Consider the following 15368-nt stretch of genomic DNA (forward strand, 5'->3'; position numbering starts at 1 on the left):
TGTATATGGAAAAAAATAACTTATGTTACTCTTTTTCTGAAATTACCCACCCATCAGGTGTCTTTACAATATGATAAACATCTTCATTGAATTCTTTTCGTAATTCTTTATATTCCTCATTTTCGATTTTAACCTGTGTTTTTTTTATATGTTTTACCGGAATTTCCGGTTTCTCAACTTCAAACACCAAATCTTCAATCATAAAATAGGTTCTTTTACGTTTCATAAACGAATTCCCCCTTTTAGGTTTCTTATGTATAGAATTTGCCAAAAATGAATAAAACCCTATAAATCAAATGTAAAAAATTTGTAAACAGCGCAAATTTACACTACTTTAACAGAATGAATACAAGAATTAAACATTATCTTGTTAAACTACTAACAGCAGAAGTTCTAGTAAAATCTGCTTTCAAAAAACTACTTTCACAAGAAAGGTGAATTAGAATGAAAAAAAGAAACATTCTTAGGCCGAAAAATATTCTTTCAGCTTCCTTAGCTATAACGATTATGACAGTACCACTGCTTTCCACACAAGTAAATGCAGCAGAATTACAAAATAAAAACATACCAGTAAACGTTCTAGCAAAGCAATCCAATAAAGACCTTGTAAATTTACGTCTCATGGAAACGACTGATATTCATACAAATCTATTAGCCTATGATTATTTTAAGGATGGCCCTTATGAGAAGGTTGGATTGGCTAAGACTTCAACACTCGTAAAACAAGCAAGACAAGAAGTAAAAAATAGTATTTTAGTAGACAATGGAGACTTAATCCAAGGTACTCCTCTTGGAACTTATAAAGCAAAAATTGAACCAATAATTGAAGGTGAACTACATCCTGCCATTAAAGCCATGAACAAAATGGGTTACGATATGGCTACACTCGGAAACCATGAATTCAATTATGGCTTAGACTTTCTAGATGAAGTATATGATGATGCCAACTTTCCCGTTATAAATGCAAATGTATATATTGATGATCATGATCAAAATCCAGAAAATGATATTAATAAATATACTCCATATCGCATTGTCAATAAAAAGGTAATCGATGAGAGTGGTAAAACGCATGTGATAAAAATTGGATATATCGGTTTTGTTCCGCCGCAAATTAATGATTGGGATCAATCTAATCTTGATGGAAATGTCATCACCAAAAATATTGTTGAAACGGCAAAAAAGTTCGTCCCACAGATGAGAGAACAAGGTGCTGATATCGTCATCGCTTTGGCGCATTCTGGATTTAGCAGTGATAAGGCAAGTACGGAAAATGTGATTTATTCGTTAAGTGAAGTACCTGGCATAGACGCTATTACTTTTTCTCATACTCATAAGTTGTTCCCTGCTAAAACGGAAGCAGCTCTTGACAGTTCGTTTTTAGGTGCTGACAAAAAACCTTTACCGGGAGTGGATAACGCAAAGGGAACCATTAATGGCGTTCCTGCAGTACAAGCAGGTTACGGCGGTGGTTCTTTAGGACTAATCGATCTTCAGCTGAAGAAAGAAAAAGGCAAATGGTCTGTAGTTAATTCGCAATCCTCCACCCGTGAGACCTATAAGGATGTAAAGGATCCTGCTACTGGTAAGACGAAAACAGAGAGCACTGTGGAGCCCGATCCAACTATTACCAATCTGTTGAAAGCCGATCACGAGGCGACCGTTAACTATGTAAATACACCAATCGGTAAAACGACTGATGATATCCACAGTTACTTTTCATTAGTTCAGGATGATCCTTCTATTCAAGTCGTGACAAATGCTCAAAAATGGTATGTCGAAAAATACATCGCCCAAAGTAAACCAGAATATAAAGACATTCCAATCCTTTCTGCGGGGGCTCCATTCAAGGCTGGTGGCAATGGGCCGGCAGAATACACTGAAATTAATAAAGGGGATTTAACCATCCGTAGCGCTAGTGATTTATACCTTTATGACAACACGTTAAAGGCGATAAAGGTAAAAGGCTCAGTAGTTAAAGAATGGGTTGAAATGTCGGCTGGGAAATTCAATCAGATTGATCCTGCAAAAACGGACGAGCAACAACTTTTAAACTCGACGTTCCCAGGTTTTAACTTTGATGTCATTGATGGTGTACACTATCAATTTGATATTACAAAACCTGCTAAGTACGATTCAGCTGGTAAACTGATTAATCCAGATTCAAGCCGTGTTATTAATTTGACTTATAACGGCCAACCAGTGGATCCAAATCAAGACTTTATTGTTGTGACAAACAACTACCGCGCAGGTGGCGGCGGAAACTTCCCTGGTCTAAAAGGGAGTGAACTAGTAGTCGACTCTGCGGATGAGAGCCGTCAAATTCTAATGGATTATATCTCTGAAATGAAAGAGATCACGCCTACTGCTGATAACAATTGGTCGATTGCTCCAATCGATGGGGATGTAAATGTTACGTTTACAACATCTCCTAATGCAGAAGGCTATATAAACCAAGGCAGCAATATCACTTATACAAACAAAACAGACGACAAGGGTTTTGGAATCTTCAAATTAAATCTTAGTCCGATAAAAGTACAATTACTAGGCTTAAACGACTTACATGGGCAGCTTGATACCAGTACAAAAGTTGGAACAGAGCTAGCTGGGAATATGAAGTACACAGCTGCGGCGATGAAAGTTCGTAAAGCAACAAACCCTAATACTCTTTTAGTTCATGCTGGTGATATGATTGGCGGCAGCCCGCTCATCTCCGCTCTTTTCCAAGATGAGCCGACTGTTGAAGTGATGAATGCGATGCATTTTGATGTTGGTACACTAGGGAATCATGAATTCGATGAAGGAATCGCAGAATTACAGCGCATGATCCATGGCGGCGACCATCCAAAAGGTAGTCCTGGTTATAAAGGAATGGATTTCCCGGTAGTAGCAGCGAACGTGTATGATAATTCAACCGGAAAATTAATTACCGAACCTTATGCAATAAAAGAAATTGGCGGCAAAAAGATTGGGTTTATAGGTGTTGTGACGCAAGAAACACCTAATATGATTGTTACTAAAGGAAACGAAAATCTTCAAATCACCGATGAAGCAGAAGCCATCAACAAATATGCTGCTGAATTAGAGAAGCAAGGTATCAAAGCGATCGTCGTTCTGGCACATAATCCAACAACACAGACAGGTAGTTCAGATTCCTATGATGCTTCAAAAATTGCTGAAAATATCGATGATGAAGTAGACGTTATTTTTGCTGCTCATAACCATGTCGGGGTTAATAAAGTAGTAGATAACAAGCTTATCGTCCAGGCTTATTCATATGGCTCTGCTTTTTCCGATGTCGATCTTGAACTTGACCCAGTAACCGGGGACATTGTGGACAAGAAAGCAGAGATTGTAACGGTATTCCAAAAAGATTACCAACCGGACCCAGAGGTATCTGCGATCATGCAGAAGTATGAGGAAAAGATCGCTCCAATTAAAGCAGAAGTTGTTGGAGAGTCTAAAACAATTCTAGACAAAGCTTATCCTAGTGCAGTAACAGGTGATTTTGCACTTGGAAACTTGATTGCGGATGGAATGAAGGCCGAAATGAATGCGGACTTTGCCTTAATGAATGGCGGCGGTGTCCGTGCAAATCTTGATGCGGGGACAGTAACGTTTGGCGACCTTTTCACTATCCAGCCCTTCGGGAATGTGTTAAATAAAGTAAAGCTTAGCGGTTCAGATTTGGAAACTGTTCTAAATAACCAAATTACTCCGTTTACTGAGACAGATGGGACACAAACATACAGGTTAGATTTTCATGTTGCAGGTTTTAAGTACACATGGGATGGAAAAACAGGTAAAGTAGCTGACATCTTCTTGCCTGATGGTTCAAGGATTGACAAAAATAAAGAATATACAGTGGTTGTTAACAACTATATGTACGGTAATGTCAAATATGGTATTCAAGACCTTGCTACAGACTTAGAGGTTGGCCCGGAAGATCTTCAGGGGACTGTTAACTTTGTAAAAACACTTCCGAAACCATTTGAATATAAAGCGGAAGAGCGCATTAAACAATTAATTCCATTGGCTATTGCACAATAAAATGAACAAACTCAAAAAAGTCTTGGTTTAGCAGCTCCTAAACCAAGCTTTTTTTGACTGTTGTTCAATCCTGAAGGCTCAACAGAAATGTAACTAAATACTTCCATTTCCTTTCCTATATTCAGGGAAATAGTAGGATGCTGTGGAAATTACTTGATAGAACTTTACATTAAATTAATCATATTTAATAAAACGCTTATAAAATAAAATGAGTAACAATGATTGATTAAGGGGGAATTTGTATTAATGTTAAATCAAAACGTTCTTTATAATAATAAAAAATATATTCTCCTTTATGAGTACACTTCGGGTTTTTGCGAAATAAAAGAAGTTGATTCTGCTGATTATTATAAAATCGAATTAGTACATAAATCGGAATTAAAATTTCATCCTACAAATAGTTTTAATCTATAATTTTTAAAGACTAATGAGGTGTTTGGAATGGAAACTATCTTTTTATCTATCTATTTAACTACGATTATTTATACTCTTCTATATATTAACTTACCTATTATGCATGGCGATGACTACAAGGGGATGGATTATTTTCACAATAATGATTGGGTTGAATGATTGATATTTGAGACAGGAATCCAGTGTTCCAGTGCTTGATTTAATTGTGTGGGGAATTTGCTGCCTGCGTCCAGACCAATAGATGGAGCTTGAGTCTTAGACTCGGGCTTCTTTTTTTTCAAATGGTTAATTATGGAATTACCTCCTCCTTGCTCAAACATTAGTGGTGCTAAGCAGCGGAAACGCCTGTTTCATAATAATAGATACTAAATCCTATTCCGTTCACTTACAATTCAGGAAAATAGTAGGATGTTATTTTTATTTATTGATAATAGAATAAAAATACTATAAAAGTAGTAAATATACATAATTGGGGGGTAAATCAATGAAAAAGAACAAAAAGAAAAAAGCCGCAGCAAGCTTGTTGATTATTAGTCTAGTTTCCACTGTTCCATTTTCAGCTGGTTATGCTGAGGGGAACAAGTGGACAAACGTTAATACATATGAAGAACAAGATGGAAGCAAGTTTAATAGTGAGAACTATGATTTTGTTAAGTTCTCGCAAATCGGCACGAAGCTGAAAGATATTGAGAAACAATCCAACCGTGTGAAGGTTGAAGTCCGTGGAACATCTGCAGATGGGAACCCTCTTTATGTTGTCACCATTGCAGACCCAACCACACAAGGGAAATTTGGTAAAATACAAGCTTTACGGAAACAAATGTTTAAAAATCCAAGCAAGGCTCAAGACTGGATTGCCGCCAACCCGGATTTTAAAGTTCCGATTATGATCAATGGTTCAATACATGGAACAGAGTTTGTAGGAAGTGATGCAGTTCTTCAGTTAATTGAACGCTTTGCGACACAGGATGATCAAGAGACCAAAGATATTTTAGCTAACAATATACTAATTTTTAATGTTGTCCAAAATCCTGATGGCCGTGTCAATGCTACCCGTTTTAACGGTGAAGGAATTGATTTAAACCGTGATTTTATTACGCAATCACAGCCGGAAACCCAGGAAACGGTTGAGTTGATTAAAGAATGGAATCCGATGGTATTCCTTGACACACATGGTTATGTAAAAAATTATGCTCCAAACCATCAAGGCTTAATCGAACCTTGTACACCACCGCATAATCCGAATTATGAATATGATTTGTATAACAAATGGGCATTTCAGCAGGCTGAAGCAATGGAAGCCAACATCATGGCCGATAAAGCTACTTTTAAAGGGAATTTGTATAAGAGTATGGAGGGTGTTTATGTTCCTCAGCGCGATGACTCCGCCGGCTGGGACGACTATCCGCCAATTTTTACTCCAATGTATGCAATGTACCATGGTGCCTATGGTCATACATTAGAAGCACCAACAAACGATTGGGATGGTGTTCGCTGGCAGTATGATGCCATTATGGGTGCACTGAAATTTGCTACGGAGAATAAGCAAGCAATGATTACCGATCAAATTGAAATGTTTAAACGTGGTATCAACTTTGACCATCCGTTCCATAAGGACGGCTTTTTCCCAAAAGCATACATCCTACCGGTTAAAGAACAGGATCCAACTGTAACGGATAAAGCCGTTAAGCATTTGCTGAAAAACGATATTGAAGTGGTACAAGCCGCAAAAAGCTTCACTGTTGATGGAAAAAACTATCCAAAAGGAACCTATATTGTAAAAATGGATCAAGCCAAGGCTGGTTTAGCTAACACGATACTATGGGATGGAGAGGATATCTCAAACGATACACCAGCAATGTATGATATTTCGGCATGGAGCTTACCAGAGCTTTGGGGCTTTGAAGCTATTTCAACGGAAAATGATGTGAATGTAGTTACAACTAAAGTTAATCAGGTTACAGAACAAGGTGCGGTTACCGGAAAAGGACCATTTGTTATACCGAATAGTTCTGTAAAAGCTGTTAATCTAGTAAATACACTACTTCAGCAAGGCGTATCTGTGAAGCGTGATGAAAACGGTGACTTTTATGTAGAGGCAGCAGCTAATCAAATTGGTGCAGCGGTCAAGGCATCTGGCATCCAAGTTGGAAGCACTGAAAAGGTACCAGCAAATGCCGCTAAACTATCGAGCTTAAAAGTGGCAATCTTGAAGGACGGCGGCATGGGAAAACAACAGTCCCACAGCGGTACAAAGCTGGCACTTAAACGACTTGGTTTTGCTGTAACCGAAGTGACGCCTGTAGAAGTTGCTGAAAATGGTTTAAGTGGATTTGATGTATTTGTATTTAGCGGAACTGAAAGTCTAATCGCCCTGCCAGATAGATTATCAGCTGCTAATAAAGAATTTGGCTTCCAAGCTGCCAGCCAATTTGATTCTTTTAAAAACAATGTTTCTGATTTTGTAAGTAAGGGTGGAAAGTATATTGCGGTTGGTGCAGGGGCATCGAGCGCAACCAAAACCCTAGGGCTTACTGATGATACCATTAATACCGCCGGATCTAACAGTAACGGAATCGTAAAGGTGAATTATTCGGGAACTGGGGTAGCTGCCGGTTATGACCAGGATGATCTTGGTTTTGTTTACCGCCCGGTTTGGTATACTGGTACAGGCAATGATGAAGTAATTGCTAGTTTAGGAAGCGAAGATGATTTCTTTATGGCTGGCCATTGGATTAATAAAAAAGCGGAAGCAAAGGGTCAGGCTGTCATTGTGAAAGAGCAGGATAAAGATGTAACACTAATTGGATTGGAAGCTGGTTTCCGTGATCATACAGATTACTTGTTCCGACTATTATCCAATGCCATTTTTGAAAAATAAAAATGAAGTAGAGGGCCTGGCTTAAAATATGAGTTAGGCCCTTTTATATGTAGTGTTAAAAAGTGTTCAGGTTAAAAGTTTATATAATTACCACTTTGGTTAAAACGCAGCAAAAAACTAATGAATGACAGTCACTTCATTCGCCCATACTACTACGGGTGATGCAGAATGCCATGTCAATCAAGTGACGAATTGCGGCAATTGGTGGAAGAAGCAAAACGATGCACAAAAGAGGGAAAGGTCGCAGATTATATTCCTGAATTGGGTAAAGCAAATCCAAATGCCTTGTCGATTGCGATAAACTATCCTGACGGAAGATGTATCTCAGCGGGAGATATTGATAAGAAGTTTACGCTGCAAAGTATTTCAAAGGTTATTAGCTTAGCTCTTGTTCTAATGGAACATGGCTTTCGCTACGTGTTTGAACGGGTTGGGATGGAACCGACTGGAGACCCGTTTAATTCGATTGCCAAGTTGGAAACCATGGCTCCGGCCAAACCATTAAACCCGATGATCAATGCCGGGGCCCTTGTTGTCACTCATATGATAAAAGGGGGTTCAGTGGAGGAGCGGTTCAATCGATTATTAGGCTTTATTAGGGAATTGGCTGGCGCCCCTGCTATTGGCTATAGCGAAAAGGTAGCCCGCTCAGAGTTTGAATCGGCGAATTTAAACCGGGCATTATGTTATTTTCTCAAGCAGCATAAAATCATCACTGAGGATGTCGAAACATTATTAGATTTATATACAAGACAGTGTGCGGTGGAAATGAATTGTCTGGACTTGGCGAGAATCGGTATGATTTTTGCGATGGATGGAGTGGATCCTCTTAACGGGAAGCGAATTTTGCCTGACGATGTAGCAAGAATTTGCAAAACCTTTATGGTTACGTGCGGAATGTATAACGCATCCGGCGAATTCGCAATAAAAATTGGTATTCCTGCTAAAAGTGGTGTATCAGGCGGAATCATGGGGGCGGTTCCAGGTAAATTTGGAATTGGCATTTTCGGTCCAGCATTAGATGAAAAAGGAAACAGTGTGGCCGGACTTAAACTTCTGGAACTTTTGTCAAGAAAATATCAGTTGAGTATGTTTTAAAGGGATTCCTTAAATGAACAATAGGGACGGTTCTTGCATTTGATACGCTAGAACTTTCCCTATGTTTCATTATTTGTAAGATGTGGTGTAATAATATATAGCAGTTTCTGCGATAAGTAGAGTCGTGGATCCTATATCAGCAATCATTTTTAAAAAGAACATAGAAAAATCTATTAAAATCCCTATGAATATACTGTATATTATTCCAATACTTTGATATACTTTAACCCAAATATAGAGGCAAGGGGTACAAACCGTGTCAAAATCAAAATTACAATTCTGGCTCATTCAAATTTTGCTTATTTTATCAATTATTTTCGTTTCAACAAAAATCACCTTTATGTTTAAGCCGATAGGAGTCTTTTTCTCAACGGTTTTCTTTCCAATTCTGATCACTGGATTTCTTTATTTCCTTTTAAATCCGTTAGTGAATTTTCTCGAACGTAAAAAGCTGCCAAGAATAGCCTCGATTCTTATCATATATGTCGGGTTTATTGGCCTCCTTGTGTTGGCGATTAGCAGCTTGGTTCCAATTGTTTCTAAACAGGCGACGGACCTTGCCAACAATTTGCCGGTCTTTGCCCATGAGATTACTGAGTTTTTAAAAAATATGGTTAAGTCTTCAGAGTTTAAAAGCTTTCGGGATACTCAGAGTGAAATTATTGATACGGTACAGCAACGGTCAATGGAATTTGCAAATACATTGCCAAAAACCCTGACGAATGCACTATTGAGTTTGTTTGGAATGGTCACCAATCTAGCTATTATACTTGTCACAGTACCATTCCTATTATTTTATATGTTTAAGGATGGTCATAAATTTCCAAAAGCCGTTTCAAAATTTTTTCCGTCAGGTTACAGAGATGAAGGCCTAAAGATTTTGAAAGAAACAGGGGAGACATTGTCTGCCTACATCCAGGGGCAGGTTATGGTTGCCCTGGCAGTCGGAACCTTGTCTTTTATCGGTTATTTAATCATTGACATGCCATATGCGTTAATCTTGGCGCTTATTGTAGCCTTCACCAATATCATCCCATATGTTGGGCCAATCATTGGCGGTACTCCCGCTGTGCTTGTTGCATTCTTTGATTCTCCAACAAAAGCTTTACTGGTCATCGTCGTCATCCTAGTCGCCCAGCAAATAGAAGGAAACTTCCTGTCCCCGATGATCTTAGGAAAGTCATTGGATACGCATCCAGCAACCATCATCATTATTCTATTGGCCGCAGGCAATCTGGCAGGAGTACTTGGAATGGTATTGGCTGTCCCAACCTACGCCGTTTCAAAAGTAATTGTTTTAAACCTAGTCCGATTTTTGAGAGCGAGAAAAGCTGCAAATAAGATCGTAGAGGGAACTTGAGTCTTAGACTCAGGTTCCTTTTTGAAACAGGGGTGAAACACGGGGACGGTTCTCGTGTGTCAGAAAATGAGACGCAAGAACCGTCCCCGTGTTTCAGGAATATTTTATATATGTAATTTACATATAAAGGTGGTCTGTTGTATAATAGGTGTAAATTACATATATAAGTAGGAAATGGTATTAGGGAACTTACATCGAATGGAGGCTTTTTTATGAGTGATCAAGAAGAAATTTTGCTTTATAAAACTTCTCGAATCCTTAATAAAGACACAAGCATGATGAGGTTAAACGATATTATTGAGGAGCTGGTAAATATTATCGAGTTAAACGCAAAGAATAGCAAAAATACTAATTGATTATAACTTTGTGGTAGCTGCTTGTATCGAATAATCTGAATAGATCGGGTGATAATAATCCCATGATTCTTTTAAACAAGGAGTGGGATAATGTATCAAATAGCTGATATCACAGAAAATCAGAAGGAAATGATAAAGCAGCTTGAACATGAATTAGGCTTAGTGTTAATTGCATACGACGATAAAAACGGCGGGCAGATGAAGGAATACAGCAAGGACCTGAAGTAATAACAAGGAACCTATAGAGTGGACATTTTGAAAAAAGTCACCCTATAGGTTTTTTTGTGCAGAGTGAAACATGGGGACGGTTCTTGTGCATCATGCTTGTGATGCAAGAACCGTCCCTGCGTCTCATCCTGGGATTTTTAAAGTTTGTCCCACATAAATTGTGTCTGTTGTTAGGCCGTTTAGTTCTTTAATAGCGGTGACGGTAGTGTTATACCGTTTCGCAATGGCTGATATGGAATCACCGGACACCACTTTGTACGTAATGACTGTTGAATTCACTTGTGTAGTGTTTGTGGTCGTGATTTTTAAAGTTTGCCCTATATAAATCGTATCAGTTGTTAACTGGTTTTCTTCTTTAATGGCTGTCACTGTCGTATTATACCGATTTGCAATGACCGATAATGAATCGCCCGACACTACCGTATAGTTCACGGTGGTGGCGGTCGCAGCAGGCGCCGGCGTAGGTGCAGGTGTTGTATTCGTCCCTGTTGTGTTCGGTAATGTTAATGTCTGGCCAACATAAAGAGTGTCGGTAGTCAATTTGTTGATTTCTTTAATTTGGCTGACAGTTGTATTGTATCGAAGGGCAAGTGAATATAAATTATCGCCCGCAACAACTGTATACGATACATAAGATGGAGCAGGTGGACCAGCCGCTTCCAAAGGTGGAGGAGTCTGAGTTACAACCACGGTTGTCGGAAGCGTAGTCGCATAACTGTTCCAAACCTCTTTGTTTTCCTGTCCGATACTCCAGTTTCCAACACCGAGCAAATTATATTTACTAATCAGCAGTAATTTTTGCCGAATCGATTCCTCGTTTTCGTACCAGATGCTATAGGTACCGGCAGTCAAAGTAGTACCCCCAACAACCGGCTTTGGGTCTCCGTCTCTAATGGTAATAATGGCTTTTGGCGTTTTACTTACTTCATCAAAAACAACCGTTCCATTATATTGTTTAATTAATTGTTCCACCTGCCAATTTGAAATTCCAAAGCCTCCATAGGTTTGTCCCTGAATCCAGTAGCGTCCATATTGAGCAATACCAAGTAAAATTTTATTAGAAGCAACATTTTGATTAAGGGCATATTGAATCGACCTTTCCACCCAAGGGAGACTGGCAACAGGGCCTGCTTCTCCACCCGGATAGCTTTCGTCGTAACTCATGATCATTATATAATCAGCATATTTCGCTAAGCGGTTATAGTCATACGAACCATGCCAGCCTGTCGTCCAGCCATTAGGATTTGCCGCAACCGCCACTGAAACTTCCTTCCAGGCTGGAATCTTTTCCCGTAATAACCGAACAAATTCTGTATAGTTGGCCCGGTCCACTTCCGTGACATTTTCAATATCCACGTTGACACCATCCAAGTTAAAGCGGGCAACGGCATCGGCAATCTGTTGGGCGGCAAGTTCTTTATTGGCGAGCATAGCACGGCCGAGATTTCGATCCCAATGATTACTTAAGAATGGGACCACCCGGATTCCTTGCAAATGCATCGCTGAAATGAAGGCTGGGTCCAAGCTGTACGTTAGTTTCAATGTACCGTTGGCATTGATATCAAAATAACTTGGCGACACGGTATTGACGGAACTTGCGGTTTGGTTCACCATCGAGCCGTAATCTTGAGTATTGCCAAAATACATATAGCCAAGATTGACTACTTCACTTGCCATTACTGGTAATCTCAACAGCTGATTTGGCTGAATGGCATCATTGGACAACTGATTCAGTGCCATTAATGCGTCAACCGTGGTGTTATAGCGTTTGGCAATCGTATACAGGGTTTCGCCAGCTGTAGCTGTATGGCTGTAAAGTGGAACCGAGGCTAAGGTACTGATATTTCCTGCAAAGTCCGTTTGATATACAGAAGCCGTCGCGGCGCCGGTCATATCTGCTTGGTCTAGATAGAATTTTAAGGTATAAAAACCTTCCGCGTCCGCTGTCCCAGAAGTGCTCATTAACTCTGCCCCATTTGTGTTGCGAATGGTTGCATAAACGACAGAATAGGGTTCTGCTGTGCCAAGCATCGTATAAATCGGACGTTTATTTTCAAAACCAAAGCCGTTTTTGGATATGACTGGATTTGGAACAACGGTATCTTTTACAACAGTTGAAGTTTGAACGATACTTGCATTTCCTGCTTTATCAATCAGCATGATTTCCAGCGTTAAGTTTCCATCTTTCAAACTGGCTAAATCAAAGTTGAGATTAAATTTGCCGTTTGAAATCATGGTGTTTTTGACTATATTGGTGGTCCCATCGCTAACGGTGGTTTTAACCGAAGCACCTTCTTCCACAGAAGAACCACTGACAGAAAATTGATTTTGATTTAACAGATTCACATATGGTGCCATGGTTGTTACTGGCACTTCCGGTGCAGTTGTATCCTTTGTTATGGTCAGAGGCTGAAGCTGGCTCCTGTTCCCGGCAGCATCAGTGGCCACAACGGCTACTATAATATCCCCATCCTTCAGGCTGCTAACATCAACAGGCAGAGAAAAATTGCCTCGCGAATCCGTTACGGTAGTTTTAATCAGACTGGTTACACCGTCTGAAATGGTCAAGTCCAGTGTGATAAGCGGTTCAGCAGTACCACTTAGTTTATAGGTGTTGACGTTTCCGCTAAAAATACTTGAAGGCTGGTTAAATTGGATACTCGATGGACCGAGCGTATCTTTGTTCAGCGTCTTGACGGTCAATGGGCTCATATTACCGGCTTGGTCGACTTGGGATATTTCGAAACGGATATCGCCATCATTTAAGTTGGACAGGTCTGCGGGAATGGTGTATCCGCCAGTTTCATTCACCTGCCCGATTGTTTCAACGCTTTTGCCTGTCCCGTCGAAGGCTTTGATGTTCACCTGTGCATTTGGTTCGCCAGTTCCGTTTAGTAAAAATGAGCTCTTGTTTTCCAGATTTATAAAATTGTTATTATTTAAGATTGGTGCAAGGGGAGCACTTGTATCTTTCGCAACAGTCATTTTTCCAGCTGGGCTTTTGATACCCGTTGGACTTGTTTGCACAGCCAAAATGTTGAGGGCACCATCCTTCAGACCAGTTACATCCACATTAGCAATAAATTCGCCGTTTGCATTCGCAACAGCAGTTGTTGTAATGGCATTACCTAAAGTCCCATCTGAAACAGATATGTCCACTCTTGACCCCGGCCGGGCAGTCCCGAATATCGGATAATTTGTAGCTGTTTGGCTGTTTATTACTTTCGCATTTCCGATCAGCGGTGCATCCAGACTAGTGTCCTTTGTAATCGTCGTTTGTCTGATGGCGCTAATGTTTCCCGATGGATCGATAGCCCGTGCGGTGACGGTTAATTGCCCATCATTTAGAGAAATCAAATCGGCATTTGCACGAAATTCACCTATTTCATTGGCAATTGCTCTCATCGTTACATTTGGATGGACACCGTCTGAAACGGTCAAATCCACGAAAGCTCCAGGGTCAGTTACTCCAAAAAGGGTGTAATTTTTTACAGTCTCAATCGTTACTTTTACGGTACCATCTAGAACAGGTTCATTAACAATGGTATCTTTCGTGACAATTAATCGGCTTTCTGGACTTCGGTTTCCTGCCTGGTCCGTTGCTACAGCGGTAATTGTAATTGTTCCGTCTGATGAGCTGGAAGTGTCAACTTTTGTTTCAAACCTGCCGCTGACATCAGCTTTTATTTGAAGCAATTTTGCTGGACTGATTCCATCTGATAGTGTTAGATAGACGGTTGCGTTTGCTTCAGTAGTCCCTGAAATGGAAGTACTTGCCTGATTGATTGAAGTAATTTTACTAATTGAGTTTAGTAAAGGTGCTGCAGGTGCTGTTGTATCGGCAGTGACTGTGCTGCCTGCTGAAATTGTTAGGATCTGGCCGACAAAAATCAAATCGCTTGTTAATTTATTTGCTGCTTTAATTTGATCCACAGTCGTGTTAAATCGTTTGGCAATAAGTGATAAAGAGTCGCCTCCTACAACTGTATAGGTTGTGGTGGTTACTGGAGCAGGAGGAGTCTGCTTCTGTACCGGTTCCGGGCTTTGAACGGTTTGTGTCTGCGATACTATTAAGACTTGCCCGACATAAATGCTATCAGTAGTTAAATGGTTTAGATTTTTAATTGTATCCACGGTAGTGGCGAATTTTTTTGCTATTTGATATAACGTATCACCTGCTGCAACTTGATATGTACTCGTTGTAGTTGTGGTGTTTTCCACCGTAGGGGCAGGTGTTGGAGCAGGCGCGGGTTCCGGAGCAGGTGTCGGCGCTGGTGCAGGTGTAACAGCTGTTGTTTGCTCAACAGTCCTTGGAATCCTTATTTTTTGTCCAATCGAAAGGAAATCGCTCGGAAGCTGATTATAAGAACGAATACTATCAACGGTTGTGTTAAACTTCCTCGATATCGAATATAAAGAGTCACCTGCAACGACGGTATATGTATAAAAAGGCAGGTTTAATACCTGGCCTACATAAATGGTGTCGGAAGTTAAATTGTTTGTAGTTTTAATAGACGATACTGTTACATTAAACTTCCTTGCAATTGAATATAAACTGTCGCCAGCCTGGACTTTATACACATCGTATTGACCGGTTTGCTGAGTCTGAACAGCGATTGTAGTTTCTGCACCTGCCCTTGTAATGTTGGAACCAAAATAAATAGTCGTTACCAAGAGTGAACCAGCCATAACCTTGGCCGCATTAATATTTAAATAAGGGAATCTTTCCCTGATTAAATGATCGATTTGTACTTGGAGAGTTTTTTTTCTGAAATCCGAGGGTCCCAGTTCATTCGAAAACTCCTCCAAATAAGAATCGAGGTAAACCACTAACGTAAACCCGCCTCGTTCTTGAAGCAACTCATATCTTTTAATCTCCACTTAACCACCTCCATTTAATAAAATGAAACATGAGGACGGTTCTTATGCATCATTTTGATGCATAAGAACCGTCCCCATGCCTCACCTTAAATAAAGATTT

Annotated in this window: 8 protein-coding genes; 6 read left to right on the top strand and 2 right to left on the bottom strand. The window is 39.9% G+C overall.

The window, feature by feature from the left end; all coding sequences use genetic code 11:
- Positions 1–25: 25 nt before the first annotated feature.
- Entirely contained in the window at positions 26–226 is a 201-nt protein-coding gene (locus QNN06_RS12055) for a hypothetical protein (protein WP_213116144.1), read from the bottom strand.
- Positions 227–444: 218 nt separating this feature from the next.
- Between QNN06_RS12055 and QNN06_RS12060 the strand changes: the two genes are divergently transcribed.
- The 6 genes from QNN06_RS12060 (at position 445) to QNN06_RS12085 (ending at position 10387) form a co-directional block, all read left to right on the top strand.
- Positions 445–4050, top strand: coding sequence for a bifunctional 2',3'-cyclic-nucleotide 2'-phosphodiesterase/3'-nucleotidase (locus tag QNN06_RS12060; protein ID WP_284037637.1), 3606 nt, complete (start codon positions 445–447; stop codon positions 4048–4050).
- A gap of 898 nt (positions 4051–4948) precedes the next feature.
- Positions 4949–7345 (top strand): M14 family zinc carboxypeptidase, encoded by a 2397-nt coding sequence (locus tag QNN06_RS12065; RefSeq protein WP_213116142.1) that lies wholly within the window; start codon positions 4949–4951, stop codon positions 7343–7345.
- 168 nt (positions 7346–7513) lie between these two features.
- Positions 7514–8443: a glutaminase A gene (gene glsA / locus QNN06_RS12070; protein WP_213116141.1), complete on the top strand. Its 930-nt coding sequence runs from the start codon at positions 7514–7516 to the stop codon at positions 8441–8443.
- A gap of 256 nt (positions 8444–8699) precedes the next feature.
- Complete coding sequence (locus QNN06_RS12075) at positions 8700–9803, top strand: AI-2E family transporter (RefSeq protein ID WP_213116140.1); 1104 nt, start codon at positions 8700–8702, stop codon at positions 9801–9803.
- 212 nt (positions 9804–10015) lie between these two features.
- Complete coding sequence (locus QNN06_RS12080; protein ID WP_213116139.1) at positions 10016–10159, top strand: hypothetical protein; 144 nt, start codon at positions 10016–10018, stop codon at positions 10157–10159.
- 90 nt (positions 10160–10249) lie between these two features.
- Positions 10250–10387, top strand: a complete 138-nt coding sequence (locus tag QNN06_RS12085; RefSeq protein WP_213116138.1) for a hypothetical protein — start codon at positions 10250–10252, stop codon at positions 10385–10387.
- Between the two features lie 123 nt (positions 10388–10510).
- Here the strand turns inward: QNN06_RS12085 and QNN06_RS12090 are convergent, their stop codons facing one another.
- Entirely contained in the window at positions 10511–15268 is a 4758-nt protein-coding gene (locus QNN06_RS12090; protein WP_284037638.1) for a LysM peptidoglycan-binding domain-containing protein, read from the bottom strand.
- Positions 15269–15368 lie beyond the last annotated feature (100 nt).

The sequence above is a fragment of the Neobacillus sp. 114 genome, assembly GCF_030127045.1.
Lineage (GTDB): Bacteria > Bacillota > Bacilli > Bacillales > Cytobacillaceae > Neobacillus > Neobacillus rhizophilus.